General features: G+C 69.6%; 24 protein-coding genes and 1 tRNA gene. 20 read left to right on the plus strand and 5 right to left on the minus strand.

Going from position 1 to position 25,413, the window contains the following annotated elements; all coding sequences use genetic code 11:
* Positions 1-3 precede the first annotated feature (3 nt).
* From ACIRVK_RS06930 to ACIRVK_RS06965, 8 genes are all read left to right on the plus strand, one after another.
* Entirely contained in the window at positions 4-1,164 is a 1,161-nt protein-coding gene (locus tag ACIRVK_RS06930; RefSeq protein ID WP_404244372.1) for an acyl-CoA dehydrogenase family protein, read from the plus strand.
* Between the two features lie 102 nt (positions 1,165-1,266).
* Positions 1,267-2,316, plus strand: coding sequence for an ABC transporter substrate-binding protein (locus ACIRVK_RS06935; protein WP_404244373.1), 1,050 nt, complete (start codon positions 1,267-1,269; stop codon positions 2,314-2,316).
* 1 nt (position 2,317) lies between these two features.
* A complete protein-coding gene (locus ACIRVK_RS06940) occupies positions 2,318-3,187 on the plus strand; it encodes a siderophore-interacting protein (protein WP_404244374.1) in 870 nt (289 codons plus the stop codon).
* A 127-nt stretch (positions 3,188-3,314) separates the two neighbouring features.
* Positions 3,315-4,757, plus strand: a complete 1,443-nt coding sequence (gene desA, locus ACIRVK_RS06945) for a lysine decarboxylase DesA (RefSeq protein ID WP_404244375.1) — start codon at positions 3,315-3,317, stop codon at positions 4,755-4,757.
* Positions 4,741-6,018 (plus strand): lysine N(6)-hydroxylase/L-ornithine N(5)-oxygenase family protein, encoded by a 1,278-nt coding sequence (locus ACIRVK_RS06950; protein ID WP_404244376.1) that lies wholly within the window; start codon positions 4,741-4,743, stop codon positions 6,016-6,018. Before desA ends, ACIRVK_RS06950 begins: the two co-directional genes overlap by 17 nt.
* A complete protein-coding gene (locus ACIRVK_RS06955) occupies positions 6,015-6,542 on the plus strand; it encodes a GNAT family N-acetyltransferase (protein WP_404244377.1) in 528 nt (175 codons plus the stop codon). The genes ACIRVK_RS06950 and ACIRVK_RS06955 overlap by 4 nt, the downstream gene beginning before the upstream one ends.
* Entirely contained in the window at positions 6,539-8,317 is a 1,779-nt protein-coding gene (locus ACIRVK_RS06960) for an IucA/IucC family protein (protein ID WP_404244378.1), read from the plus strand. The genes ACIRVK_RS06955 and ACIRVK_RS06960 overlap by 4 nt, the downstream gene beginning before the upstream one ends.
* Before the next feature lie 66 nt (positions 8,318-8,383).
* The gene (locus ACIRVK_RS06965) at positions 8,384-9,244 is read left to right on the plus strand and encodes a DUF4429 domain-containing protein (protein ID WP_404244379.1); all 861 of its coding nucleotides are present in this window, start codon (positions 8,384-8,386) and stop codon (positions 9,242-9,244) included.
* A 62-nt stretch (positions 9,245-9,306) separates the two neighbouring features.
* Here ACIRVK_RS06965 and ACIRVK_RS06970 read toward each other — a convergent pair whose 3' ends face one another.
* A complete protein-coding gene (locus tag ACIRVK_RS06970; RefSeq protein ID WP_404244571.1) occupies positions 9,307-10,872 on the minus strand; it encodes a fibronectin type III domain-containing protein in 1,566 nt (521 codons plus the stop codon).
* Positions 10,873-11,048: 176 nt separating this feature from the next.
* On the opposite strand from ACIRVK_RS06970, the gene ACIRVK_RS06975 reads away from it, so the two are divergent.
* A complete protein-coding gene (locus ACIRVK_RS06975; protein ID WP_404244380.1) occupies positions 11,049-11,306 on the plus strand; it encodes a hypothetical protein in 258 nt (85 codons plus the stop codon).
* Positions 11,307-11,319: 13 nt separating this feature from the next.
* Positions 11,320-13,137: a glutamine--fructose-6-phosphate transaminase (isomerizing) gene (gene glmS, locus ACIRVK_RS06980; protein ID WP_404244381.1), complete on the plus strand. Its 1,818-nt coding sequence runs from the start codon at positions 11,320-11,322 to the stop codon at positions 13,135-13,137.
* Positions 13,138-13,321: 184 nt separating this feature from the next.
* Here glmS and ACIRVK_RS06985 read toward each other — a convergent pair whose 3' ends face one another.
* Together ACIRVK_RS06985 and ACIRVK_RS06990 are read right to left on the minus strand one after the other, a co-directional pair.
* The gene (locus tag ACIRVK_RS06985; RefSeq protein WP_404244382.1) at positions 13,322-13,882 is read right to left on the minus strand and encodes a GPR1/FUN34/YaaH family transporter; all 561 of its coding nucleotides are present in this window, start codon (positions 13,880-13,882) and stop codon (positions 13,322-13,324) included.
* Between the two features lie 138 nt (positions 13,883-14,020).
* The gene (locus tag ACIRVK_RS06990) at positions 14,021-14,548 is read right to left on the minus strand and encodes a universal stress protein (RefSeq protein ID WP_404244383.1); all 528 of its coding nucleotides are present in this window, start codon (positions 14,546-14,548) and stop codon (positions 14,021-14,023) included.
* A gap of 320 nt (positions 14,549-14,868) precedes the next feature.
* On the opposite strand from ACIRVK_RS06990, the gene ACIRVK_RS06995 reads away from it, so the two are divergent.
* From ACIRVK_RS06995 to ACIRVK_RS07020, 6 genes are all read left to right on the plus strand, one after another.
* A complete protein-coding gene (locus tag ACIRVK_RS06995; protein WP_404244384.1) occupies positions 14,869-15,201 on the plus strand; it encodes a hypothetical protein in 333 nt (110 codons plus the stop codon).
* 386 nt (positions 15,202-15,587) lie between these two features.
* Complete coding sequence (locus tag ACIRVK_RS07000; RefSeq protein ID WP_404244385.1) at positions 15,588-16,832, plus strand: helix-turn-helix domain-containing protein; 1,245 nt, start codon at positions 15,588-15,590, stop codon at positions 16,830-16,832.
* 100 nt (positions 16,833-16,932) lie between these two features.
* Positions 16,933-17,535, plus strand: a complete 603-nt coding sequence (gene orn, locus ACIRVK_RS07005) for an oligoribonuclease (protein ID WP_404244386.1) — start codon at positions 16,933-16,935, stop codon at positions 17,533-17,535.
* A gap of 116 nt (positions 17,536-17,651) precedes the next feature.
* A tRNA-His gene (locus ACIRVK_RS07010) sits at positions 17,652-17,724 on the plus strand.
* 149 nt (positions 17,725-17,873) lie between these two features.
* Positions 17,874-18,413 carry a hypothetical protein gene (locus ACIRVK_RS07015; protein ID WP_404244387.1) on the plus strand — a complete coding sequence of 180 codons (540 nt, stop codon included), beginning with the start codon at positions 17,874-17,876 and terminating at the stop codon, positions 18,411-18,413.
* Positions 18,414-18,498: 85 nt separating this feature from the next.
* A complete protein-coding gene (locus ACIRVK_RS07020; RefSeq protein ID WP_404244388.1) occupies positions 18,499-19,029 on the plus strand; it encodes a GNAT family N-acetyltransferase in 531 nt (176 codons plus the stop codon).
* A 5-nt stretch (positions 19,030-19,034) separates the two neighbouring features.
* Here the strand turns inward: ACIRVK_RS07020 and ACIRVK_RS07025 are convergent, their stop codons facing one another.
* Positions 19,035-20,027, minus strand: a complete 993-nt coding sequence (locus tag ACIRVK_RS07025; RefSeq protein WP_404244389.1) for a 4,5-dihydroxyphthalate decarboxylase — start codon at positions 20,025-20,027, stop codon at positions 19,035-19,037.
* A gap of 99 nt (positions 20,028-20,126) precedes the next feature.
* On the opposite strand from ACIRVK_RS07025, the gene ACIRVK_RS07030 reads away from it, so the two are divergent.
* Positions 20,127-20,750: a TetR/AcrR family transcriptional regulator gene (locus ACIRVK_RS07030; protein ID WP_404244390.1), complete on the plus strand. Its 624-nt coding sequence runs from the start codon at positions 20,127-20,129 to the stop codon at positions 20,748-20,750.
* Positions 20,751-20,770: 20 nt separating this feature from the next.
* Here the strand turns inward: ACIRVK_RS07030 and ACIRVK_RS07035 are convergent, their stop codons facing one another.
* Entirely contained in the window at positions 20,771-21,829 is a 1,059-nt protein-coding gene (locus tag ACIRVK_RS07035) for a LacI family DNA-binding transcriptional regulator (protein ID WP_404244391.1), read from the minus strand.
* A 319-nt stretch (positions 21,830-22,148) separates the two neighbouring features.
* Between ACIRVK_RS07035 and ACIRVK_RS07040 the strand changes: the two genes are divergently transcribed.
* From ACIRVK_RS07040 to ACIRVK_RS07050, 3 genes are read left to right on the plus strand one after another with little or no spacing between them, the layout of a single operon-like run.
* Positions 22,149-23,474: an ABC transporter substrate-binding protein gene (locus tag ACIRVK_RS07040; RefSeq protein ID WP_404244392.1), complete on the plus strand. Its 1,326-nt coding sequence runs from the start codon at positions 22,149-22,151 to the stop codon at positions 23,472-23,474.
* Positions 23,471-24,499: a carbohydrate ABC transporter permease gene (locus tag ACIRVK_RS07045; protein WP_404244393.1), complete on the plus strand. Its 1,029-nt coding sequence runs from the start codon at positions 23,471-23,473 to the stop codon at positions 24,497-24,499. The genes ACIRVK_RS07040 and ACIRVK_RS07045 overlap by 4 nt, the downstream gene beginning before the upstream one ends.
* The gene (locus tag ACIRVK_RS07050; RefSeq protein ID WP_404244394.1) at positions 24,496-25,389 is read left to right on the plus strand and encodes a carbohydrate ABC transporter permease; all 894 of its coding nucleotides are present in this window, start codon (positions 24,496-24,498) and stop codon (positions 25,387-25,389) included. The genes ACIRVK_RS07045 and ACIRVK_RS07050 overlap by 4 nt, the downstream gene beginning before the upstream one ends.
* The last annotated feature ends 24 nt before the right edge of the window (positions 25,390-25,413 follow it).

The following is a 25,413-nucleotide window of genomic DNA, read 5'->3' on the forward strand; positions in this document are numbered from 1 at the left end:
GCCATGGACTACCGTCTGACCCCCGAGCTGGAGGAACTCCGGCGCACTGTCGAGGAGTTCGCGCACGACGTGGTGGCGCCCAAGATCGGCGACTTCTACGAGCGGCACGAGTTCCCCTACGAGATCGTCCGCGAGATGGGCCGCATGGGCCTGTTCGGGCTGCCGTTCCCGGAGGAGTACGGCGGCATGGGCGGCGACTACCTCGCACTGGGCGTGGCGCTGGAGGAACTGGCCCGCGTCGACTCCTCCGTGGCCATCACCCTGGAGGCCGGTGTCTCGCTGGGCGCCATGCCGCTGCATGTCTTCGGCACCGAGGAGCAGAAGCGGACCTGGCTGCCCCGGCTGTGCTCCGGCGAGATCCTGGGCGCCTTCGGCCTGACGGAGCCGGACGGCGGCAGCGACGCCGGAGCCACCCGGACGACGGCCCGGCTGGACGAGGCGACCGGCGAGTGGGTGATCAACGGCACCAAGTGCTTCATCACCAACTCCGGTACGGACATCACCGGGCTGGTCACGGTCACCGCGGTCACCGGCCGCAAGCCGGACGGCCGGCCGCTCATCTCCTCGATCATCGTCCCCTCCGGCACCCCGGGCTTCACGGTCGCGGCGCCGTACTCGAAGGTCGGCTGGAACGCGTCCGACACCCGCGAGCTGTCCTTCCAGGACGTCCGGGTGCCGGCCGCCAACCTGCTGGGCGAACAGGGCCGCGGGTACGCCCAGTTCCTGCGCATCCTCGACGAGGGCCGCATCGCCATCGCCGCCCTGGCCACCGGGCTCGCGCAGGGCTGTGTGGACGAGTCGGTGAAGTACGCCAAGGAACGCCACGCCTTCGGCCGGCCGATCGGCGCCAACCAGGCCATCCAGTTCAAGATCGCCGACATGGAGATGAAGGCCCACACGGCCCGCCTCGCCTGGCGCGACGCGGCCGCCCGCCTGGTGACCGGCGCCCCCTTCAAGAAGGAGGCGGCCGTGGCCAAGCTGTACTCCTCCACGGTCGCCGTGGACAACGCCCGGGACGCCACCCAGATCCACGGCGGCTACGGCTTCATGAACGAGTACCCGGTGGCCCGCATGTGGCGCGACTCCAAGATCCTGGAGATCGGCGAGGGCACCAGCGAGGTCCAGCGGATGCTGATCGCGCGCGAGTTGGGGCTCGCGGGGTAGCGGGCGGGGCGGACCACCCGCTGGATATCTAGTGAGGTTAGGCTAACCTCACTTAGACCTTGTCCGGCGGGCGCTCCGCCCCGTTCGAAAGCAGCCATACCCATGCCCCACACCCGTGCGACCAACCCGACTCGACGCGGCCTTCTCGCCGCGGGCGGCGCCCTCGGCCTCGGAGCCGCGCTCGCCGCCTGCGGGGACGGCAAGGCGAAAAGCGGGAGCGCCGGGGACGGGACGGTTGCCGCCAAGTCCGGCCCCTGGTCCTTCAAGGACGACCGCGGGCAGACGGCGAAGGCCGACAAGGTCCCCGCGAACATCGTGGCCTTCGTGGGCGTCGCCGCCGCGCTGTACGACTACGGGGTCCAGGCCAAGGGCGTGTTCGGCCCGACCCGGACCAAGGACGGCAAGGCCGACGTCCAGGCCGGCGACATGGACATCAGCAAGGTCACCGTCCTTGGCGACGAGTGGGGCCAGTTCAACATCGAGAAGTACGCGACCCTCGCCCCCGACGTGCTGATCTCCACCATGTTCGACGACGCCGGCACGCTCTGGTACGTCCCGGACGAGTCGAAGAAGAAGATCCTCGCCCTGGGCGCCCCGAGCGTCGGCATCTCGGTCTACGACCGCCAACTGACCGAGCCGCTGCAGCGCATGCTCGCCCTCGCGAAGTCCCTCGGCGCGGACACCACGTCCAGCAAGGTCACGGCGGCGAAGAAGCGGTTCGAGGACGCGGCGGCCCGCCTGCGGGCGGCCACCAGGGCGAGGCCCGACATCAAGGTGCTGGCCGGTTCCGCGAGCCAGGACCTCTTCTACGTCTCCGGCTCGAGCCTCTCCATCGACCTGGAGTACTTCAAGGCCCTCGGTGTGAACCTCATCGAGCCCTCCGCGCGGGCCAAGGCGAAGAGCGGCGGCTGGTTCGAGTCGTTGAGCTGGGAGAACGTCGACAAGTACCCGGCGGACATCATCATGATGGACAACCGGACCTCCGCCCTCCAGCCCGCCGGCATCACCGAGGCCACCTGGCGGAAACTGCCCGCCGTGAAGGCCGGGCAGGTCATCGCCCGCAACCCCGAGCCGATCCTGTCGTACGACAAGTGCGTGCCGTTGCTCACGAGCCTCGCCGAGGCCATCGAGAAGGCGAAGAAGGTCAGCTGACATGACTACGGCCGTAGCCGCCCCGTTCCGTTTCTTCTCCCTCCAGGTCGCACGGACGAGGCGGCTCGGTCCGTCCCTGGTCCGCGTCACCCTCGTCGGCGACGATCTGCGCCACTTCTTCTCCGACGGGCGCGACCAGTCGCTGTCCCTGTTCCTCCCGCACCCCGGGCAGAGCGAGCCCGCCGTGCCGTACGAGCTGGGATGGGGGTCCCCCCGCTCGAGCGAAGTCGAGAGTGGGGGAGGCTGGTGGCAGGCCTGGCGTGAACTCCCCGACGACGTACGGGCCGTGATGCGGTCGTACACGCTGCGGGCCCTGCGCCGCGACCCCGACGAGATCGACGTCGACTTCGTGCTGCACGCCCCGGCCGGTCCCGCCTCCGCGTGGGCCGCCCGGGCCGCGTCCGGCGACCGGGTCGTACTGCTGGGCCCGGCGGTCGCCGACAACCGCGCGATCCGGTTCCGGCCGCCGCAGGACACAGACCTGACGCTGCTCTGGGGCGACGAGACCGCCCTGCCGGCGATCTCCGCGATCCTGGAGTCCCTGCCGGCCTCCCGGCGCGTGCGCGCCTGGCTGGAGGTGCAGGACGCCGGGACCATCCAGGACCTGGCCACCGAGGCGGACGCCGAGATCACCTGGCTGGTGCGGGGCGCGAGCGGCGTCGAGGGGTCCCCCATGGCCGTCGACGCCGTGCGCACCGCCCCACTCCCGCCCTTCGAGCGGCCGTACGTCTGGCTCGCGGGCGAGTCCGGGTGCGTGAAGCAGTTGCGCCGGCACTTCGTGGGCGAGCGCGGAATCGACCGGCGGCGCGTCACCTTCGTCGGGTACTGGCGACAGGGCCTGAGCGAGGAGCAGTTGCGCGAACGGGAGTGAGGGCGGTCACGGGGGGCCGGATGAGCGGGATTTGAAGTTAGGTTAGGCTAACCTAAGTCGACCTTCAAGCCGTGGCTTCGGCCCCTCTCCCCACCCCGCACGGACCGTCCCCACCGGAGGACCCCACATGCGCTCGCACCTGCTCAATGACCTGACCTCGGAGCACTACCGCCGCTCCGTGACCGAAGGAGTCGAGCGGGTGGCGGCCCAACTCGCCACCACCGACCGTCCGTTCACCGGTGTCACCGTCGACGCCCTCGCCCCCCGGATCGACGCGATCGACCTGGACCGGCCGCTGGGCGACGCCAGTGCCGTTCTGGACGAACTGGAGGAGGTCTACCTCCGCGACGCGGTCTACTTCCACCACCCCCGCTACCTCGCCCACCTCAACTGCCCGGTCGTGATCCCGGCCGTACTCGGTGAGGCCGTCCTGTCCGCCGTCAACTCCTCCCTGGACACCTGGGACCAGTCGGCCGGCGGCACCCTCATCGAGCGCAGGCTCATCGACTGGACGGCCGAGCGCATCGGCCTCGGCCCGGCCGCCGACGGCGTGTTCACCTCGGGTGGCAGCCAGTCCAACCTCCAGGCGCTGCTGCTGGCGAGGGAGGAGGCGAAGAGCGACAGCTTGAACAAACTGCGGATCCTGGCCTCCGAGGTCGGCCACTTCAGCGTGCAGAAGTCCGCGAAACTGCTCGGCCTGGGACAGGAGGCAGTCGTTCGCGTCCCCGTCGACCAGGACAAGCGGATGTGGACCGTCGCCCTCGCCCGCGAGCTGGAACGCTGCCGCCGCGACGGTCTCGTCCCCATGGCGGTCGTCGCCACCGCCGGCACCACCGACTTCGGCTCCATCGACCCGCTGCCCGAGATCGCCGAACTGTGCGCCCAGTACGGCACCTGGATGCACGTGGATGCCGCCTACGGCTGCGGACTGCTCGCCTCCCGCAGGCGCCGGGACCGCCTCACCGGCATCGAACGCGCCGACTCGGTCACCGTCGACTACCACAAGTCCTTCTTCCAGCCGGTGAGTTCGTCCGCGCTGCTGGTCCGGGACGGCTCGACCCTGCGTCACGCCACCTACCACGCGGACTATCTCAACCCCCGCCGGATGGTGCGCGAACGCATCCCCAACCAGGTCGACAAGTCCCTGCAGACCACCCGCCGCTTCGATGCCCTCAAGCTGTGGATGACCCTCCGGGTCATGGGCGCCGACGGCATCGGCGAACTCTTCGACGAAGTATGCGAGTTGGCCGAGGAGGGCTGGCGGCTCCTCGCGGCCGACCCCCGCTTCGACGTCGTCGTCCGCCCGGCCCTGTCCACGCTGGTCTTCCGCTACGTCCCCGCCGCCGTCACCGACCCGGCCGAGATCGACCGCGCCAACCTGTACGCGCGCGGGGCCCTGTTCGCCTCCGGTGACGCGGTCGTCGCCGGCACCAAGGTGGGCGGCCGCCACTACCTCAAGTTCACCCTCCTCAACCCCGAGACGCGGGCGTCCGACATCGCCGCCGTCCTCGACCTGATCGCCGGCCACGCCGAGCAGTACCTGGGAGAGTCCCTTGACCGCGCTTCCTGAACCCGCCGAGCGCACCCACGACTTCGTGGGCATCGGGCTCGGTCCCTTCAACCTGGGGCTGGCCTGCCTCACCGAGCCCATCGCCGACCTCGACGGCGTCTTCCTGGAGTCCAAGCCCGACTTCGCCTGGCACGCGGGCATGTTCCTGGACGGCGCCCATCTGCAGACCCCCTTCCTGTCGGACCTGGTCACCCTGGCCGACCCGACCTCCCCGTACTCCTTCCTCACCTACCTCAAGGAGCGGGGGCGGCTGTACTCGTTCTACATCCGCGAGAACTTCTACCCCCTGCGGGTCGAGTACGACGACTACTGCCGCTGGGCGGCCGGCAAGCTGAGCAGCGTCCGCTTCGGCACGACGGTGACCGAGGTGACGTACGAGGACGAGCACTACCTCGTGCGCACCGAGGCCGGCGGCACCTTCCGCGCCCGCCATCTCGTCCTCGGCACCGGCACCTCCCCGCACTACCCGCGGGCCGTGCGCGGCCTTGACGGCGACTTCCTCCACAACTCCCGCTATGTGCAGCACAGAAGCGAGCTGGTGAAGAAGGAGTCGATCACGATCGTCGGCTCCGGGCAGTCCGCCGCCGAGATCTACCAGGACCTGCTGCGCGAGATCGACGTCCACGGCTACCGGCTGAACTGGGTGACGCGCTCCCCGCGCTTCTTCCCCCTCGAATACACCAAGCTCACGCTGGAGATGACCTCCCCGGAGTACGTCGACTACTACCGCGCCCTGCCGGAGGCCACCCGCTACCGGCTCATGGCCCAGCAGAAGGGCCTGTACAAGGGCATCGACGGCGACCTGGTCAACGACATCTTCGACCTGCTCTACGAGAAGAACCTCGGCGGCCCGGTGTCCACCCGCCTGCTCACCAACTCCGCGCTCACCGGCGCCCGTCGGGAGAACGGCACCTACACCCTCTCCTTCCGTCAGGAGGAGCAGGAGAAGGACTACGAGATCGAGTCGCAGGGCCTGGTCCTGGCGACCGGCTACCGCTACACCGAGCCCGAGTTCCTGGCCCCGATCAGGGACCGCCTGCGCTACGACTCCCACGGCAACCTCGACGTCGCCCGCAACTACGCCGTCGACGTCACGGGCCGCGGCGTCTTCCTGCAGAACGCCGGCGTCCACACCCACAGCGTCACCAGCCCCGACCTGGGCATGGGCGCCTACCGCAACAGCTGCATCATCCGAGAACTGCTCGGCACCGAGTACTACCCGATCGAGAAGTCCATCGCCTTCCAGGAGTTCGCGGTATGACCTTCACCTTCCGACCGCTGGACCCCCTGCGGGACGCCGAGCTCCTGCACTCCTGGGTCACCCACCCCAAGGCCGCCTTCTGGATGATGCGGGACGCCAGGCTGGAGGACGTCGAGCGGGCCTACCGGGACATCGCGGCCGACGAGCACCACCACGCGCTGCTCGGCCTCGACGAGCAGGGCCGGCCCGCCTTCCTCATGGAGAAGTACGACCCCGCCCACCGCGAACTCGTCGGCCTGTACGAGCCGTTGCCGGGCGACATCGGCATGCACTTCCTCACCCCGCCGACCGACACACCCGTCCGCGGCTTCACCCGCGCCGTCATCACGGCCGTCATGGCGCACCTCTTCGAGGACCCGGCGGTACGGCGCGTCGTCGTCGAGCCGGACGTGGCCAACAAGGCCGTCCACGCCCTGAACGCGGCCGTCGGCTTCGTGCCCGAACGGGAGATACGCAAGCCGGAGAAGGCGGCGTTGCTGAGTTTCTGCACGCGCGAGCAGTTCCAGAAGGCGGTACTGGTATGACCCTCGCCGACGCCGTGGCCCACCTCTCGCCCGAGCGCTGGGAGCAGGCCAACCGCCTCCTGGTCCGCAAGGCCCTCGCCGAGTTCGCCCACGAGCGGCTGATCACACCGGAGGCCACCGACGAGGGCCGCTACGTCGTCCGCAGCGACGACGGCCTCACCCGCTACCGCTTCACCGCCACCCGCCGCGCCCTCGACCACTGGCAGGTCGACGCCGACTCGATCACCCGCCACCGCGACGGCACCGAACTCCCCCTCGCCGCACTGGACTTCTTCATCGAACTGAAGACCGCCCTCGGCCTGAGCGACGAGATCCTGCCCGTCTACCTGGAGGAGATCTCCTCCACCGTCTCCGGCACCTGCTACAAACTGACCAAAACCCGGGTCCCCGTCGCCGAGCTCGTGGGCAGCGGCTTCCAGGCCATCGAGACCGGCATGACCGAGGGCCACCCCTGCTTCGTCGCCAACAACGGCCGGCTCGGCTTCGGCATCCACGAGTACCTGTCGTACGCCCCCGAGACCGCGAGCCCCATCCGCCTGGTGTGGCTCGCCGCGCACCGCTCGCGGGCGGCGTTCACGGCGGGTGTCGGGATCGAGTACGAGTCCTTCGTACGGACGGAGCTGGGCGAGGCGACCGTCGAGCGCTTCCACGGCGTCCTGCGCGACCAGGGCCTCGACCCGGCCGACTACCTCCTCATCCCGGTCCACCCCTGGCAGTGGTGGAACAAGCTCACCGTCACCTTCGCCGCCGAGGTCGCCCGCCGCCACCTCGTGTGCCTCGGCGAGAGCGAGGACGAGTACCTGGCCCAGCAGTCCATCCGGACCTTCTTCAACACCTCCCACCCCGAGAAGCACTACGTGAAGACGGCCCTGTCCGTCCTCAACATGGGCTTCATGCGCGGCCTGTCCGCCGCCTACATGGAGGCCACCCCGGCCATCAACGACTGGCTCGCCGGGCTCGTCGAGGGCGACCCGGTGCTGAAGGCGACCGGACTGAGCATCATCCGGGAGCGGGCCGCCGTCGGCTACCGGCACCTGGAGTACGAGCAGGCGACCGACCGCTACTCGCCGTACCGCAAGATGCTGGCGGCGCTGTGGCGCGAGAGCCCGGTCGCCTCCCTGCGGGAGGGCGAGTCCCTGGCGACCATGGCCTCACTCCTCCACCTCGACCACGAGGGCGCCTCCTTCGCGGGCGCGCTGATCGAGCGGTCGGGCCTCGCGCCCACACAGTGGCTGCGGCACTACCTGCGGGCGTACTACGTCCCGCTCCTGCACAGCTTCTACGCCTACGACCTGGTCTACATGCCGCACGGCGAGAACGTGATCCTCGCCCTGAAGGACGGTGTCGTCCAGCGCGCGATCTACAAGGACATAGCCGAGGAGATCGCCGTCATGGACCCGGACGCGGTGCTGCCGCCCGCGGTGGAACGGCTGCGCGTCGAGGTCCCCGAGGACAGGAAACTCCTGTCGATCTTCACCGACGTCTTCGACTGCTTCTTCCGCTTCCTCGCCGCCCACCTCGCCGTCGAGGCGATCCTGGAGGAGGACGACTTCTGGCGCACGGTCGCGGAGATCACCCACGAGTACCAGGAGTCGGTACCGGAACTCGCCGAGAGGTTCCGGCGGTACGACCTGTTCGCCCCCGAGTTCGCGCTGTCCTGCCTCAACCGGCTCCAACTGCGCGACAACCGGCAGATGGTGGACCTGGCCGACCCCTCCGGCGCGCTCCAGCTCGTCGGCACCCTCAGGAACCCCATCGCCGGGTTCCGACCATGACCGGACGGGCACCCCGGAGTACGGTCCTCGGGGGGTGCCCGTTCCGGCCGGTGGAACAATCTCCCCATGGCGGAAATCATCCAGAAGGACGGCACCTGGGCCTTCGACGGCGACGCTCTGCGACTGACCCCGGGACATGACCGCAACGTCAGTCTGCTGCGCCGCGCCCTGGGTGAACTCGTGGTCCCGCTGGGCGCGTTGGCCGGTATCTCCTTCGAGCAGGGCAAGAAGGCGGGCCGGCTCAGACTGCGCCTGCGCGACGGCGCCGACCCGCTGCTGCAGGCCTCCGGAGGCCGCCTCACCGAGCCGAACGACCCCTACCAACTGCTCGTCGAGTCCGACCGCTACGGAGTGGCCGAGTACTTCACGGACGAGGTGCGCGACGCCCTGCTGCTGGACGAGGTGTCCTCCGACCCGGTGAGCGAGTACCTGCTGCCGGGCCCGTCCGTGCCGCTGTCCGTGTCCGCCGGGGACGGCACGGCGAGCTTCGACGGCGAGCGCGTACGGCTGGAGTGGAACTGGAAGACGGAGGACGCCAAGGCCGCCGCCGGCACCCGCGTGCTGGCCCTCGCCGATGTCGTGGCCGTGGAGTGGCAGCCGGCGGTGGGCCTGGAGAACGGGCATCTGCGCTTCACCGTGCGCGGCGGCCAGACCAAGGCCCCCGCCAAGTACGACCCGAACGCGGTGGAGTTGTGGGGCTTCAAGAAGGACCCGCTGATGGCGCTCCTCGCGGCGGCCGTGCAGGCGCGGCTGCCGCATCCGTCGGCGCGGACCGAGGAGCGGCCGGCCCCACTCGAGGAGGCACCCCGGGACGACCATGACGCGCTGCTGCGCCGACTGCGGGAACTGGGCGAGCTGCACCGCACGAACGTCCTGACGGACGACGAGTTCCAGCTGGCCAAACAGGCGATCCTCAAACGCATGTAGCGCGCGAGGACCGCCTGCCGACAGTGCACCCTCCGGGTACACGAACTGCCGCCTTTCGGGCCCTACTTGGCCCTGCGCGCCACCGTGAAGTGGTCGATGCGGTCGCCGGTCTCGGCGATGCCCGACACCTTCAGCCTGGCGAGACGCCCCTTCGCGGCGGGCTCGACGTCCACGCGCAGGAAGGAGTAGTTGAGGTAGCGCACCCGGGACCAGGCGACGGTCTCGTTGACCTTGCCGTCCTTGGTGTTGATGAAGGAGGCGACCGAGTCGACCTCGTTCAGGTGGCCCTCGTAGGAGTCCGGCGCGGTGAACGCGTAGAGGCTCCGGCCGGCCGCGCCCGCCGTGACGTAGACGACGCCCTCGGTCTCCGGGTACGCGGTCTCGCCGATCGGGAGCTTCTTGACGACCTTGTTGCCCTTGATGACGTCGGTGCGCTCGTACTGGTGGTTGTGGCCGTTGATGACCAGGTCCACCGTGTACTTCTCGAACAGCGGCACCCACTCCTGCCGCACGCCCCCCTCCGAGGCGTGCGCGGTGGAGGTGCAGTAGGCGCAGTGGTGGAAGAAGACGACGATGAAGTCGATGTCCTTCGACGCCCGGAACTTCTTCAGCTGCGCCTCGAACCACTTGGTCTGCGTGCCGCCGGAGATGCCGAGGTTGGCCGGGATCTCGAAGGAGACGTCGTTCGGGTCCAGCGAGATGACCGCCGTGTTGCCGTAGACGAAGGAGTACACGCCCGGCAGGTGCTTCTTGTCCGGCCCGTTGTCGGGCAGCGTGAAGCGGGCCTCCTCGCCGCCGTAGCCGTTGGGCGAGTACCAGGCCTCCATGTCGTGGTTGCCGTAACTCACCATCCACGGCACGGTCTTGGCGACCGACTCGGTCTGGGCGAGGAACTGGTCCCAGGTGCGCGAGTCGAAGCCGGTGTCGGCGGACTTGCCCTGCCCGGTCGGGTCGCCGTAGGCGATGTCGCCGGCGTGCAGGTGGAAGCTGGGGTTCTGGCCGAGGATCAGGCTGTCGTTGGCCAGCGCGTGGTAGCTGACGCCCTGGTCGCCGAAGGCCGTGAAGGTGAAGGGCTTGCGGCGGTCGGGGGCGGTGGTGAAGGTGCCCAGGGTGCCGAGCAGGTGCGGCTCGGCCGGGTCGAAGCCCTGGTGGCCGACGCCGTAGTAGTACGTCCGGCCCGGGCGCAGGTGGGTCAGCTCGGCGTGCACGTAGTACTGCGTGTGGTCCGCGCTCGCGCCGACGCCGGCCGGCGTGTACAGCGTGCGGACCTCGGCTTCGATCTTGCGGGAGAGGTCCCAGGGGTGGGCGCCGATGCGGATGAAGGGCTTCTTCACCGCGACCGGGACCTGCCAGGAGACGGTCATCTCAGTGCTCGCGTCGTTGCCGAACGCGAGGTGCCGGCCGAAGGGGGCGACGAGCGCGCCGTCGACGTGCTCGGTCGCGGGGGCGACGCGCTGCGTGGGAACCGCGGCCTGCGCCACCGCACCCGGCACGAACGCGCCACCGGCGACGGCGCCGATCGTCACGGCGCCGCCTCTCATCAGGTTGCGCCGCGAGAATCTCGCGCGCAGGTACTCGTGCTGCTCGGCCATGCTCATGCGCTCGGCGAGCCGCTCCGGTACGCCCATACGAGGTATGTCCATGACGACTGAAACTCGCCGACATGAGCAACGGCGCACCAGACCCGGGATGGACGGATCGCAAACAGACGTTCATGAGAACACCAAGGACCGCCCGACACGCTCATGCCCGATATCGGGCAGGATTCTTGCGAAACCCTCGTCCGTGGCTCAGGATCTACCGGGTGCACGACGAACTCCTTGATCACCTGACGCGTTCCACGCCGCTGAGCCGGGGCGAGGCGCTGCGGGTGGTCCAGGACGTGCTCGCCTACTTCGACGAGACGACCACCGAGTACGTCCGTCGCCGCCACCGCGAGCTGCAGGCCCAGGGCCTGGTGAACGCGGAGATCTTCGAACGGATCGAGGCGGACCTGAAATACCGCGCGGTCGCGCCGCCGGAGCTCACGCTCAGGCAGCTGCGCCGCATCGTCTACGGCTGAGGGACTCATCTGTATGTGCGGAATCGTCGGATACATCGGGAAGCGTGACGTCGCTCCCCTCCTGCTGGAGGGCCTGCAGCGCCTCGAATACCGCGGCTACGACTCGGCGGGCCTCGTCGTCACCTCCCCGAAGACGGCCGGCCTGAAGATGGTCAAGGCCAAGGGCCGGGTACGCGACCTGGAGGCGAAGGTCCCGGCCCGCTTCAAGGGCACCACCGGCATCGCCCACACCCGCTGGGCCACCCACGGCGCCCCCTCCGACGTGAACGCCCACCCGCACCTGGACGCCGAGGGCAAGGTCGCCGTCGTCCACAACGGCATCATCGACAACGCCTCCGACCTGCGCCGCAAGCTGGAGGCGGACGGGGTCGAGTTCCTCTCCGAGACCGACACCGAGGTCCTCACCCACCTGATCGCCCGCTCCCAGGCCGCCACCCTGGAGGAGAAGGTCCGCGAGACCCTCCGGGTGATCGAGGGCACGTACGGCATCGCGGTGCTGCACGCCGACTTCCCCGACCGCATCGTGGTGGCCCGCAACGGCTCCCCGGTCGTTCTCGGCGTCGGCGAGAAGGAGATGTTCGTCGCCTCGGACATCGCCGCCCTGGTCGCCCACACGCGGCAGATAGTGACCCTGGACGACGGCGAGATGGCCACCCTCAAGGCCGACGACTTCCGCACCTACACCACCGAGGGCACCCGTACGACGTCCGAGCCGACCACCGTGGAGTGGGAGGCGGCCTCCTACGACATGGGCGGCCACGACACCTACATGCACAAGGAGATCCACGAACAGGCCGAGGCGGTCGACCGCGTCCTGCGCGGCCGCATCGACGACCGCTTCTCCACCGTGCACCTCGGCGGCCTCAACCTGGACGCCCGCGAGGCCCGCCAGATCCGCCGGGTGAAGATCCTCGGCTGCGGCACCAGCTACCACGCGGGCATGATCGGCGCCCAGATGATCGAGGAGCTGGCCCGCATCCCCGCCGACGCGGAGCCGGCCTCCGAGTTCCGCTACCGCAACGCGGTCGTGGACCCCGACACCCTCTACGTGGCCGTCTCCCAGTCCGGTGAGACCTACGACGTCCTCGCGGCCGTCCAGGAGCTCAAGCGCAAGGGCGCCCGCGTCTTCGGCGTCGTGAACGTCGTCGGCTCGGCGATCGCCCGCGAGGCGGACGCCGGCATCTACGTCCACGCGGGCCCGGAGGTCTGCGTCGTCTCCACCAAGTGCTTCACCAACACCACGGTGGCCTTCGCGCTCCTCGCCCTCCACCTGGGCCGCACCCGCGACCTCTCGGTCCGCGACGGCAAGCGCATCATCGAGGGCCTGCGCAAGCTGCCCGCCCAGATCACCGAGGTCCTGGCGCAGGAGGAGGAGATCAAGAAGCTGGCCGAGCAGTACGCCGACGCCCGCTCGATGCTCTTCATCGGCCGGGTCCGCGGCTACCCGGTGGCCCGCGAGGCCTCCCTGAAGCTCAAGGAGGTCTCCTACATCCACGCGGAGGCCTACCCCGCCTCCGAGCTCAAGCACGGCCCGCTGGCCCTCATCGAACCGGCCCTCCCCACGGTCGCGATCGTCCCCGACGACGACCTCCTGGAGAAGAACCGCGCCGCGATGGAGGAGATCAAGGCCCGCAGCGGCAGAATCCTCGCGGTGGCCCACCGCCACCAGGAAAAGGCCGACGAAACCATCGTCGTCCCCAAGAACGAGGACGAACTGGACCCCATCCTGATGGGCATCCCCCTCCAACTCCTCGCCTACCACACGGCTTTGGCTTTGGGCAGGGACATCGACAAGCCCAGGAACCTCGCAAAGTCGGTAACGGTCGAGTAGCGGCGTTTGCTTTTGGCTTTTGGGGGCGCGGGGCTGTAACGATATGCGGCTCCGCCGCGTGGGCGCGACAAGCCCCCACCCACCCGCAGAGGCCGACCAACCAGACGGACCCCCACGTGATGCCACCACCACCGGGGGTCCGCCCATAACGCCGGGGAGCCGCCCAACCCCCCAGCCAGCGCAGCTAACCGGTGGCCGTCACCCCCCGGCCCGCAGCGCGTCGCGGAAGCGCCGTCGGCCAGTGAGCCAGCGCGGCCGTGGCCGCGTACCAGGCGACCGCCCCCGCCGCAACGGCGAACCAGCCCCCGACCTTCGTGAGCGAACCGCTCGTCGCGAAGGTCGCGATGGCGAGCAGCACGAGCGAGACGAAGAACAACCCGTAGGTCCCCTGCGTCAGTTGGTCCCCACCGGCGAGGGTGAGCGACAGCACCACGAGGGCGAACAGCAACAGGAACAACCCTGCCGCATGGGCGGAGCCGCCTGAGGTGACGGCCCAGGTGAACCACAGCGCACCGAGCGCCGAGTACGCCGTACCGTTGACGGAGTCGCCGTCACGGAAGGCGAGGAGACCGGCGACGAACAGCGCGACGCCGCCTACGTAGTGGGCCAGTGATACGGCGTCAGCGGCCGAGACGCCGTTGATCACGCCGGTGTGTCCGAGTCCGAACGCCAACAGGGTGATCCCCAGGGCGAGTCGGCCGACCACGGTGGTGGTCGCGCTCCCGGCGGAGACGTCTTTGTCCACGGCGGGCTCCCTTCGTGCATGTGCAGTTGTGCGGTGATCCCTATATGCCCTTCACAAGGGCACAAACCACCTCTACGCGCGAGTAGTTTCAGGCTGCACGAAGGAACGCGAAAGGGAGTTGACGGTGAGTCGGAAGACTCAGGGGATGACGATGACGGGCCGCTTCGCCCGCTTGGCGAGCCGACCCGCGACGGAGCCGAAGATCCGCCCCACGATGCCGTGCGTCGACCCGACGACGATCGCGTCGGCCTCGTACTCCCGCCCGACCTCCTCGAGTTCGTGGCAGATGTCGCCGCCGCGCTCGACGAGGATCCAGGGGACCTCGGCCAGGTAGTCCGCGCAGGCGAGTTCGAGCCCGAGCACCTCGGTGCGGTGGTCCGGCACGTCCACGAAGACCGGCGGCTCGCAGCCGGCCCACACCGTGGTGGGCAGCCGGTTGGCGACGTGCACGATGATCAGGCCCGAGCCGGAACGATGGGCCATGCCGATGGCGTAGGCGAGGGCGCGCTCACTGGACATGGAGCCGTCGAAGCCGACGACCACGCCGTGCTTGAAGGCGGGATCGCAGGAATGACGTGGCTCTTCCGCCGCCAGGGGCTCGGCCGCCGTGGGGTCGGCGACGGGCCGCTTGCGGTCCCTGGGTTCGAAGAATTCGTGACCGGCCATGGCTGTCTCGGCGTTTTGATCCTTTATGGGAGGGACGACATGTGCGGCGGAGCTGTGTCCGGGAATCATCTTTCCCGCCCCATACCCTCAAGGGTACGGCGCCACGCCTCCTTAGCCCAGTTCCCGCCCACGGTCGGTGGGGGTTCCAGGGAGCATGCACGAGGGGCCGCCCGTAACGCAATGGTTGCTGCGCTGTACAGGCGGTTTGCACAGGATTCGCTCACCGGACGGCCGAGGGGCCGCGAGCGGGCGGCGGGCGTACAGTGACCGACCGGTCGAACACGCGTTGAACCCCGAGACCCACGTCCCAGGGAGCACGCATGTCCGCACCGCACCGCACCCCCGGCCCTCCCCGCCCGGGCGCCCCGCCCCAGAACGCCGCGACCGACGTGGTCCGCTGGGCGGCCTTCAGCTGCGTCCTGGTCCCCGTCGTGCTCCTGTGGTACGGCAGCTCGCTCGCCGGCGCCGCCGGCACCGCGCTCGGTCTCGCCGCCGTCACGGGCGTGTGCCGGCTGCTGTTGCGCCAGTCAGAACGGGGTACGGCACGCCTGCTCACCGAGGAGCCGGCACCGGCTCGCGGCCGTCGGCGCAGAACCGGAACCGCCTCTCAGCGAGGCGGACGTCACAGCGGGGGAACTACACCGGTCGGCTGACCGGTTTCCGCGCACGCCTCCGACGCTTTTCAGCCAACTTCCAGCGACCGGACCGGGCCACCCCGCACCACCCCCCAACCGCCGTTCGACCTGCACGGACAGGGGCAACGGGACCGGGCGCACCCTACGTGGATTGGCCACTGCGACAAGGCGCACTTCCCCGCACGGCCCACGAGTGCAACGCTTCGTGATCGAATGCTTTACGCCAAGTTGCCATGTCGACAATGTGCCGGTTGCCGAACTGGTCACTCCGGCACCACGGGACACAGTAGATTCGATCTTGACGTCTTACGGCGGGGGACTCGTGCAGGACCGAGGGGAAACGTGTTGGAGCGACAGACCCGAAGGGAACAGGGCGCCGCGACCACCGAGGGGGGCTTAGCAGTATGAGCCACGACTCCACCGCCGCGCCGGAAGCCGCGGCCCGGAAGCTTTCCGGGCGCCGCCGCAAGGAGATCGTCGCGGTGCTGCTGTTCAGCGGCGGCCCCATCTTCGAGAGTTCCATTCCGCTGTCGGTGTTCGGGATCGACCGCCAGGACGCCGGCGTGCCGCGCTATCGCCTGCTGGTGGCAGCCGGCGAGGAGGGCCCCCTGCGGACCACAGGGGGCCTGGAACTCACCGCGCCACACGGCCTGGAGGCGATCTCACGCGCCGGGACGGTCGTCGTACCGGCCTGGCGCTCGATCACCTCCCCGCCACCGGAGGAGGCGCTCGACGCACTGCGTCGGGCACACGAGGAAGGCGCCCGCATCGTCGGGCTGTGCACCGGTGCCTTCGTACTGGCCGCCGCGGGCCTGCTGGACGGCCGCCCAGCGACGACCCACTGGATGTACGCACCGACGTTGGCCAAGCGCTACCCGTCGGTGCACGTGGATCCGAGAGAACTCTTCGTCGACGACGGGGACGTCCTGACATCGGCGGGCACCGCGGCCGGAATCGACCTGTGCCTGCACATCGTCCGCTCGGACCACGGCAACGAGGCGGCCGGCGCGCTGGCCCGCCGCCTGGTCGTGCCGCCGCGCCGGACAGGAGGCCAGGAACGCTACCTGGACCGCTCTTTACCAGAGGAGATCGGCGCCGACCCGCTCGCCGAGGTCGTCGCCTGGGCGCTGGAGCACCTGCACGAGCAGTTCGACGTCGAGACGCTGGCGGCCCGCGCGTACATGAGCCGCCGCACCTTCGACCGCCGGTTCCGCTCGCTGACCGGCAGCGCGCCGCTGCAGTGGCTGATCACGCAGCGGGTGTTGCAGGCCCAGCGGCTGCTGGAGACCTCCGACTACTCGGTCGACGAGGTGGCGGGCCGCTGCGGCTTCCGCTCCCCCGTCGCCCTGCGCGGTCACTTCCGCCGCCAGCTGGGCTCCTCCCCGGCCGCCTACCGCGCCGCCTACCGGGCCCGCCGCCCCCAGGGCGACAAGCCGGCCGAGATGGAGGGACCGACGGGACCCGCGCTGCCGGGCCCCGCCGCCCTGCACCCGGAGGGCCCGGTCCCGCTGCAGAGCCGACGCGCGGCGGCGAACGCGGTCGGTTCCGGCACGTCGCTGTCCACGGCCGCGACCGCGTCGGTGGACGGCAGCCGCGAGATGTACGTCACCGGCAGAGCGAGTGTGCCGGGGCAGCGCAGCGGGACGTGAGGTGACGGGCCGGGGTACCGGGAGGCTGCAGCCCCGGTACCCCGATCCCGACCCCGACACCGGTCACCCCAAAAACGAGCGTCAGCTTTAGGGTGGTCGCATGAACGATCGCATGGTGTGGATCGACTGCGAGATGACCGGCCTCTCGCTGTCCGACGACGCGCTCATCGAGGTGGCCGCCCTCGTCACCGACTCCGAGCTGAACGTACTCGGCGACGGAGTCGACATCGTCATCCGCCCGCCGGACCGGGCGCTGGAGACGATGCCGGAGGTGGTGCGTCAGATGCACACCGCGTCCGGGCTGCTCGCCGAGCTCCCCGGCGGCACGACCCTCGCGGACGCCGAGGAACAGGTCCTCGCCTACGTCCGCGAGCACGTCAAGGAACCCGGCAAGGCACCCCTGTGCGGCAACTCGGTCGGCACCGACCGCGGCTTCCTCCTCCGGGACATGCCGACCCTCGAGGACTACCTCCACTACCGCATCGTCGACGTGTCGTCGGTCAAGGAGCTGGCCCGCCGCTGGTACCCGCGCGCCTACTTCAACAGCCCGGAGAAGAACGGCAACCACCGCGCGCTCGCCGACATCCGCGAGTCGATCGCCGAGCTGCGCTACTACCGCGAGGCGATCTTCGTACCCCAGCCCGGCCCCGACTCGGACACCGCCAGGACGATCGCCGCGAAGCACGTCCTGCCTGCTCAGTAGCGTCGAACAGGGCCCGCCCGGGGGCACCGTGAAAGCCGTGCGCGAGCACCCCTTCGGACCCTGTACACTTTTTCTCGGCCGGTCGGTGAAACCACAGATCTCAACCGCTGGTCATGGTGGGTGTAGCTCAGCTGGTAGAGCACCTGGTTGTGGTCCAGGATGTCGCGGGTTCGAGTCCCGTCACTCACCCTGAACGATCAAGGGGCGGCCTGTCCGAACAGGCCGCCCCTTCGTCGTGCGCCGAGGACGCCGCGCCCGGAAGCGGTAGCTCCGCCCGGGTGGAGGGCAGAACGGTCGCGTACAGGTGTACGTCTCAACCAGGCCTCGGGGGTGCTGACTTGACGGTCATCGTCGGCCTCGTCCACCGTAAGCGCGTTCATCTGGCCGGGGACTCCGCCGGCAGTGACGGGCACCAGCTCACCATCCGTCGCGACCGCAAGGTGTTCACCAACGGGCCGTACGTGTTCGGCTTCACCACCTCCTTCCGCATGGGGCAGCTGCTCCACCACGCCTTCGAGCCACCGCACCCGGAGGGGGCGCTCGACCGCTTCATGACCACCACCTTCGTCAACGCGGTCCGCACCTGCCTCAAGGACGGCGGCTGGGCCCGCAAGGACTCCGAGCAGGAGCAGGCCGGCACCTTTCTCGTCGGCGTCCACGGACGGCTCTTCGTCCTGTACGGCGACTACCAGGTCGGCGAGCCCGTCGACCGGTACGCGGCCGTCGGCTGCGGCGACGAGCTGGCCCTCGGCGCCCTCCACGCCACCGCCTGCCTCGACCTCAAGCCCCGTCAACGTCTCACCGCCGCCCTCCGCGCGGCCGACCACCACAGCGGCGGGGTCGCGGCCCCCTACACCTACGCCAGGACCCCACGCTGACCCACGTCCGCCCCCGCACGCGCAGTCACCCCAACTCCCCGCCGACCCCGCCCAGTCGAGCGGCTCCCCGCGTAGGCTGCCCCCGATGAGCGAGCCCCCGTACGCCCAGGCGGAGCCCTTCCGGACCCCTCGTCTGGACGCGATACCGTTGCGCGTGGGACACGCGGCGGAGATGGCCGCCGTCCTCGCGGACCCTGCCCTGCACACCTTCATCGGGGGCGCCCCCGCCTCCCCGGCCGCCCTCCGCGCACGCTACGAACGTCTGGTCGTCGGCTCCCCCGACCCCGCCGTCCGCTGGTGCAACTGGGTGCTGCGGCTGCGCGAGGAGGAGCGGCTGGTGGGAACCGTCCAGGCCACGGTCACGGGTTCCGTCGCGGAGATCGCCTGGGTGGTCGGCCCCCCATGGCAGGGTCGGGGTCTGGCAACCGAGGCCGCCCGCGGGCTGGTGAGCGCGCTGGCGTCGCCATCGTCGTACGTGCGCACAGTGATCGCGCACATCCACCGCGACCACCACGCCTCGGAATCGGTCGCCCGCGCCTCCGGCCTGCATCCGACCCGGGAGGTACAGGACGGCGAGCGGCGGTGGCGGCTGGAGTTGCCGGCCTCCTCCAGTTGAGCGGTTCAGGTGTCGAGGAACTCGGGGACGAAGATGTCCTCGCCGGTCAACAGGCGTTGGGACAGGCCCTGTTCGTGGTGGTAGCGCAGGAACGTGTCGACCGCCTTCCGGTTCGCGCCGAGGCCGTAGGGCCACCAGTCCTCGCCGAGCAGGGCGCGGTTGCGTTCGAACAGGCTGCTGAACCAGGGGGTCACCAGGCTCATGTGCTGCTTCCGGGCGTCCTCGCGGTGGGCGCGTTCGGCCAGGTCCTTGGCCTCGACGAAGGCGCGGTAGACCGAGCGCAGCTCCTCGGTGCGGTGCGCCAGGTCCTTGCGGACCGCGACGAGGTGCATCGGGGGGAAGATGCCGGTGCGCCGGTAGTAGTCGCGCTCGACCGCTTCGTAGTCGGGGAAGAGCCGGGCGATCCTCGTCGAGCCTTGCAGCAGGGCCTGGGGCACGTCGACCGAGATCAGCGCGTCGATCTCGCCGGACTCGAGCATCGCGCCCAGGGTCTGGCCGTCTGCCGCGTGCCGCACGTGCACGCCGTCCGGTACCGGCTGCGGGAGCCAGTCGAACGCGGGGACGGGATGGTCGGTGCCGCCGACGACCCAGCGGCACTGGTCGACGCTCACTCCGTACTCGTCCGACAGGATGCCCTTGGGCCAGACCCCGGCGTCGTGTCCGAAGAGCGCGAACTCGCCGATCGTCTTCCCGGCGAGGTCCTGCGGCTTCTCGATCCCGGCCGCGGTGTTCACGAAGATCGCCGAGTGCCGGAAGTTGCGGTTCGGGAAGACCGGTAGCGCCAGGAAGGGCGCGTTCTCCAGGTCGAAGGTGCGCAGGAAGTAGGTCAGGCCCAGCTCCGCGATGTCGTAGCGGCCTTCGAGCATGTGCCGGAAGAGGTCCGAGACGAGCGGCTCCGTCTCCAGCGTGGCGTCCACCCCGTCGATCCGCACGCGGCCGTCGAACAGCGCCTCGGTGTGCTCGTACCGGTACGTGCCAATGGTCAGCTCGGTAGCCATCGATCTCTCCTCACTTCCGTGAATGACCTTTCACTTTACGATGGGGCGGTTATGGTTCGATGTCAAGGTGAATGGTCATTTACTTAGTTGGAGGTCGTCATGCCACGCATCACGCCCGAGCGTCGGGAGGCGAAGCGCGCGCAGATCGTGGCGGCGGCGCGCCGCTGTTTCGCGCGGGACGGTTTCCACCAGACCTCGATGCCGGACATCGCCGCCGCGGCCGGCGTCTCCGCGGGTGCTCCCTACCGCTACTTCGCGAGCAAGGACGAGATCATCCTGGCCATCGCCGCGGACGCCTTCCGGCTGATCTTCGAGCCGATGGAGGAGGTGGCCAGAGCTGCGAAGGCCCCCTCGCTGGGCGACCTCGTCTCCGCGTCCCTGGAGGCGCTGAGCGTCGAGGGCGTCAGCGACGCCGCCGGGCAGGTGGTGCCGGTCGAGGAACTGCTGCGGTGCGTCGTGCAGACCTGGTCGGAGCTGCTGCGCGACGACGACGTGCACGCGGGCGCCGTCGAGGGCTTCGAGAGGGTCCGTCGCGGCATCGCCGACGCCCTGCGCCGCGGCGAGGCGGCCGGCGCCGTCCCGGCCGTGGATCCGGAGAACGGTGCCCGCGTGGTGATCGGCCTGCTGCACGGCTTCCTGCTCCAGCGCGTGGCCTTCGGCCTGACCGACACGGCGGGATACGACGATGCCGTACGGGGGTTGCTCAACGGATCCGCGCGGTGAGGTAGGGAATCCTCAGCCCCTCAGGACGACGCCCGCCTCACCAGTTCCGTCGCCAGCACCACCTGTCGGCGTTCCAGGCCCCGGGACGCCGCCGGGCGGCGGTCGGCGATCTCCTCCAGGAGGAGGTCGAGCATGCGGCGGCCCATCTCCTCGATGGGCTGGCGGACGCTGGTGAGGGGCGGGTCCATGTGGCGGGCGATGGCGGAGTCGTCGTAGCCGACGAGGGCCACGTCGTCGGGGATGCGGCGGCCCACCTCGCGCAGGACCTGGCGGGCGCCGGCCGCCATCACGTCGGAGCCGGCGAAGACCGCGTCCAGGTCGGGGCAGCGGGCCAGCAGGTCGGTCATGGCGCGGCGGCCGCCGTCCTCGGTGAAGTCGCCGGGCTCGATCAGGTGGTCGTCCACCTTGTGCCCGGCGTCGCGCAGCGCGTCGCGGTAGCCGTCGACGCGGCGCTGGGCGCCGTAGACGTCGAGCCGGCCGGTGATGTGGGCGATCTTGCGGCGGCCGCCCGCGAGCAGGTGTTCCGCGGCCGAGCGGCCGCCGCCGTAGTTGTCGGAGTCGACCGAGGTGAGGGTCTCCGCGGCGGAGCGCGGGCCGCTGATCACGGCCGGGATCTCGAGCTGGGAGAGGAGGTCGGGAAGGGGGTCGTCCGCGTGGACGGAGACAAGGAGGACACCGTCCACCCGGTGCGCGGCCAGATACTGGGCGAGGCGCCTGCGCTCGCGGTCGTTGCCCGCGAAGATCAGGAGCAACTGCATCTCGGTCTCGGAGAGTTCGGCTCCGACACCCTTGAGCATGTCCGAGAAGTACGGCTCCGAGAAGAACCGGGTCTCCGGCTCGGGCACGACCAGGGCGATGGCGTCCGTGCGGTTGGCGGCGAGGGCGCGGGCCGCGGTGTTGGGGACGTAACCGAGTTCGGCGACCGCCGCCTCCACCGCGGCGCGGGTCGCGTCGCTGACCCGGGGCGAACCGTTGATCACGCGGGAGACCGTGCCGCGGCCGACGCCGGCCCGCGCGGCGACCTCTTCGAGGGTGGGCCGGCCCCCGCTCCGGCTCCGCGCTCCGTGGCCTGCTGCCATTGGCTCCACCCTCCCGTGCACCTGCGTTGGCCTGGAATCTAACAGCCCCCGGGGCGGGGCAGCCCCGGAGGAGGACCAGGTCACGGACCCCGCCATTCCACTTAACGGCCCGATAACTGAACGCATAAGTCCGCGCCCCCGCCCTTGACACCCCCGCTCGAACCGGCGAACCTTCAACACATCACCTGTGGGAGCGCTCCCACAGTACCTGACACATACACATCCCGCACGTTCCCCGCCCGAGCCGCAGCGAGTACCAACGGGCCCAACAATGCAGTTGGCCGGGGGGTCGGCACGTCAGGCAACAGGAGGACGCAACATGGGCACGAGTACCCGAAGGTCCCGCCGGATGATGGCCCTCACGGCCGTCGCCGCGCTGGCCACGGGCCTGCTGGCCGGCTGCTCCAGTGACTCGAACAGTGGCTCGTCGAACGACAGCGGCGGCAACAGCAAGGGCAAGACCACGCTGACCATCGGCACCTTCGGAGTGTTCGGTTACAAGCAGGCCGGCCTCTACGACGAGTACATGAAGCTGCACCCGGACATCACCATCAAGGAGAACGTCACCACCCGCACCGACGTCTACTGGCCGAAGGTCCTCACCCGCCTCCAGGCCGGCTCCGGCACGGACGACGTGCAGGCGATCGAGGTCGGCAACATCACCGAGGCGGTGCAGACGCAGGCCGCCAAGTTCGTGGACCTCGGCAAGGAGGTCGACAAGTCCCAGTGGCTGGACTGGAAGAACGCCCAGGCCACCACCAAGGACGGCAAGCTGATAGGCCTCGGCACCGACATCGGCCCGATGGCGATCTGCTACCGCAAGGACCTCTTCCAGAAGGCCGGACTGCCCACCGACCGCACCAAGCTCGCCGCCATGTGGAAGGGCGACTGGGCGAAGTACGTCGACGTCGGCAAGCAGTACATGAAGAAGGCGCCGAGCGGCACCAAGTTCGTCGACTCCGCCTCCTCCGTCTACAACGCTGCCCTCGGCGGCGCGAGCGAGCGCTACTACGACAAGAGCAACGACAGCGTCGTCTGGGACAAGTCCGACGGCGTGAAGAAGGCCTGGGACGTCGCGATGCAGGTGGCGACCAGCAACATGTCGGCGAAGCTGAAGCAGTTCGACAAGCCGTGGGACCAGGGCTACGCCAACGGCTCCTTCGCCACGGTGGCCTGCCCGGCATGGATGATCGGCTACATCGAGCAGAAGTCCGGTGACTCCGGCAAGGGCAACTGGGACGTGGCGGCGGCCCCGACCGCGTCCAACTGGGGCGGCTCCTTCCTCGGTGTGCCGACGGCGGGCAAGCACCAGAAGGAGGCCATCGCCCTGGCCAAGTGGCTGACCGCGCCCGCGCAGCAGGCCAAGGTCTTCGCCAAGCAGGCCAGCTTCCCGTCGACCCCGTCGGCGTACGCGAACCTGCAGCCGGCCGCTGACACCACGGCGTACTTCTCGAACGCGCCGCTGACGCAGATCTTCGCGGACTCGGCGAAGACGATCCCCTCGCAGTACTTCGGCATCAAGGACCAGCCGATCAACACCGCGATCACGGATGTCGGCATCCTCCAGGTCGAGCAGAAGGGCAAGACGCCCGACCAGGGCTGGAGCGCGGCCAAGAACGAGATCAAGGACGTGCTCGGCCAGTGACCAGCTCCAAGCAGGCTCTCGCGCATCCCGCGTCGAGCGCCGAGGCCGCGCCCGGCACCCCGCCGGGCGCGGCCCGGGGCGCTCAGGGTCGCGGTACGCCGCCGCCGGACCCCGACTCCTGGCGCAGCCGGTTGTACCGCTGGGACATGAAGGCGTCCCCGTACGCGTTCATCGCCCCCTTCTTCATCATCTTCGGGGCGTTCTCGCTGGTCCCGCTGCTGTACACCGCGTGGTACTCGCTGCACAACGTGCAGCTGTCCTCGCTGGACACCCAGACCTGGGCGGGCCTGGACAACTACAAGAACCTGTTTTCCTCGAGTTTCTTCTGGAACGCCCTGAAGAACACCTTCACCATCGGCCTGATCTCGACCGTGCCGCAGCTGCTGGCGGCGATCGGCCTCGCGCACCTGCTCAACTACCGGCTGCGCGGCTCGACCGTCTGGCGGGTCGTGATGCTGACCCCGTACGCCACCTCGGTGGCGGCGGCGACCCTGGTGTTCACGCTGCTGTACTCCTGGGACGGCGGCATGATCAACTGGCTGCTGCACTTCGTCGGGGTCGGTCCGGTCAACTGGCGTGAGTCCAACTGGGGTTCGCAGTTCGCGGTGTCGTCGATCGTGATCTGGCGGTGGACCGGCTACAACGCGCTGATCTACCTGGCGGCGATGCAGGCGATCCCGACCGACCTGTACGAGTCGGCCTCGATCGACGGCGCCAACCGCTGGCAGCAGTTCCGGCACGTGACGATCCCGCAGCTGCGGCCCACGATCCTGTTCACCGTGGTGGTGTCCACCATCGGCGCGACCCAGCTCTTCGGTGAGCCGCTGCTGTTCGGCGGGGTCAGCGGGTCCAAGGGCGGCTCCGAGCACCAGTACCAGACGCTCGGTCTGTACATGTACGACCAGGGCTGGATCATCGGCAACCTGGGCAAGGCGTCCGCGATCGCCTGGTCGATGTTCCTCATCCTGGTCCTCGTCGCCGCGGTCAACATGCTGTTCACCCGACGCCTGAGGAAGTCCCAATGACCACCAGTGAACTGACGTTGCCTCAGTTGCGCAAGGAGCCGCGTCGCCCGCGCCGGGTGATGGGTGCGGGCAAGCAGCTGCACGCGGGCCCGGTGACCTACCTCGTGCTGACGGTCTTCGCCCTGGTCTCGCTGGCGCCCCTGGTGTGGACGGCCGTCGCGGCCTCGCGCACCGACCACCGGCTGGCGGAGACGCCGCCGCCGCTGTGGTTCGGCGGGAACCTGTTCAAGAACATGCAGGCCGCCTGGGACCAGGCCGGGCTCGGCACCGCGATGTTCAACAGCACGGTCGTCGCCGGGACGATCACCGTCGCGACGGTGCTGTTCTCGACGCTCGCCGGGTTCGCCTTCGCCAAGCTGCGGTTCCGGTTCTCGAGCGTGCTGCTGCTGCTGACCATCGGCACGATGATGATCCCGCCGCAGCTGGCCGTCGTACCGCTGTACCTGTGGATGTCGAACCTGGGCTGGTCGAACCAGTTGCAGACCGTCATCCTGCCGACCCTCGTGACCGCCTTCGGTACGTTCTTCATGCGCCAGTACCTCGTGCAGGCGCTGCCGACCGAGCTGATCGAGGCGGCGAGGGTGGACGGTGCGAGCAGCCTCAGGGTGGTGTGGCACGTGGTCTTCCCGGCGGCGCGGCCGGCGATGGCCGTGCTCGGCCTGCTGACCTTCGTGTTCGCCTGGAACGACTTCCTGTGGCCGATCATCGCCCTCAACCAGCAGAACCCGACCGTGCAGGTCGCCCTGAACTCGCTCGGCACCGGCTACGTCCCCGACCAGGCCGTGATCATGGCGGGCGCGCTGCTGGGCACGCTGCCGCTGCTGATCGCCTTCGTCCTGTTCGGCAAGCAGATCGTGGGCGGCATCATGCAGGGCGCGATCAAGGGCTGACGCCCGGTCGCCCCGGTCGCCCCG

Source organism: Streptomyces sp. NPDC101152 (assembly GCF_044768275.1).
GTDB lineage: Bacteria > Actinomycetota > Actinomycetes > Streptomycetales > Streptomycetaceae > Streptomyces.

Excerpts from the sequence above, each read along its gene's own strand:
- ACIRVK_RS07035 (WP_404244391.1), bottom strand. The coding sequence starts at position 21,829 with ATGGCAGCAGGCCACGGAGCGCGGAGCCGGAGCGGGGGCCGGCCCACC.
- ACIRVK_RS07040 (WP_404244392.1), top strand. The coding sequence starts at position 22,149 with ATGGGCACGAGTACCCGAAGGTCCCGCCGGATGATGGCCCTCACGGCC.
- ACIRVK_RS06940 (WP_404244374.1), top strand. The coding sequence starts at position 2,318 with ATGACTACGGCCGTAGCCGCCCCGTTCCGTTTCTTCTCCCTCCAGGTC.
- ACIRVK_RS06955 (WP_404244377.1), top strand. The coding sequence starts at position 6,015 with ATGACCTTCACCTTCCGACCGCTGGACCCCCTGCGGGACGCCGAGCTC.
- ACIRVK_RS07025 (WP_404244389.1), bottom strand. The coding sequence starts at position 20,027 with ATGGCTACCGAGCTGACCATTGGCACGTACCGGTACGAGCACACCGAG.
- desA (WP_404244375.1), top strand. The coding sequence starts at position 3,315 with ATGCGCTCGCACCTGCTCAATGACCTGACCTCGGAGCACTACCGCCGC.
- ACIRVK_RS07050 (WP_404244394.1), top strand. The coding sequence starts at position 24,496 with ATGACCACCAGTGAACTGACGTTGCCTCAGTTGCGCAAGGAGCCGCGT.
- ACIRVK_RS06965 (WP_404244379.1), top strand. The coding sequence starts at position 8,384 with ATGGCGGAAATCATCCAGAAGGACGGCACCTGGGCCTTCGACGGCGAC.
- ACIRVK_RS07020 (WP_404244388.1), top strand. The coding sequence starts at position 18,499 with ATGAGCGAGCCCCCGTACGCCCAGGCGGAGCCCTTCCGGACCCCTCGT.
- ACIRVK_RS06930 (WP_404244372.1), top strand. The coding sequence starts at position 4 with ATGGACTACCGTCTGACCCCCGAGCTGGAGGAACTCCGGCGCACTGTC.
- ACIRVK_RS07000 (WP_404244385.1), top strand. The coding sequence starts at position 15,588 with ATGAGCCACGACTCCACCGCCGCGCCGGAAGCCGCGGCCCGGAAGCTT.
- ACIRVK_RS06960 (WP_404244378.1), top strand. The coding sequence starts at position 6,539 with ATGACCCTCGCCGACGCCGTGGCCCACCTCTCGCCCGAGCGCTGGGAG.
- ACIRVK_RS07030 (WP_404244390.1), top strand. The coding sequence starts at position 20,127 with ATGCCACGCATCACGCCCGAGCGTCGGGAGGCGAAGCGCGCGCAGATC.
- ACIRVK_RS06935 (WP_404244373.1), top strand. The coding sequence starts at position 1,267 with ATGCCCCACACCCGTGCGACCAACCCGACTCGACGCGGCCTTCTCGCC.
- glmS (WP_404244381.1), top strand. The coding sequence starts at position 11,320 with ATGTGCGGAATCGTCGGATACATCGGGAAGCGTGACGTCGCTCCCCTC.
- ACIRVK_RS06990 (WP_404244383.1), bottom strand. The coding sequence starts at position 14,548 with ATGGCCGGTCACGAATTCTTCGAACCCAGGGACCGCAAGCGGCCCGTC.
- ACIRVK_RS06995 (WP_404244384.1), top strand. The coding sequence starts at position 14,869 with ATGTCCGCACCGCACCGCACCCCCGGCCCTCCCCGCCCGGGCGCCCCG.
- ACIRVK_RS06970 (WP_404244571.1), bottom strand. The coding sequence starts at position 10,872 with ATGGGCGTACCGGAGCGGCTCGCCGAGCGCATGAGCATGGCCGAGCAG.
- orn (WP_404244386.1), top strand. The coding sequence starts at position 16,933 with ATGAACGATCGCATGGTGTGGATCGACTGCGAGATGACCGGCCTCTCG.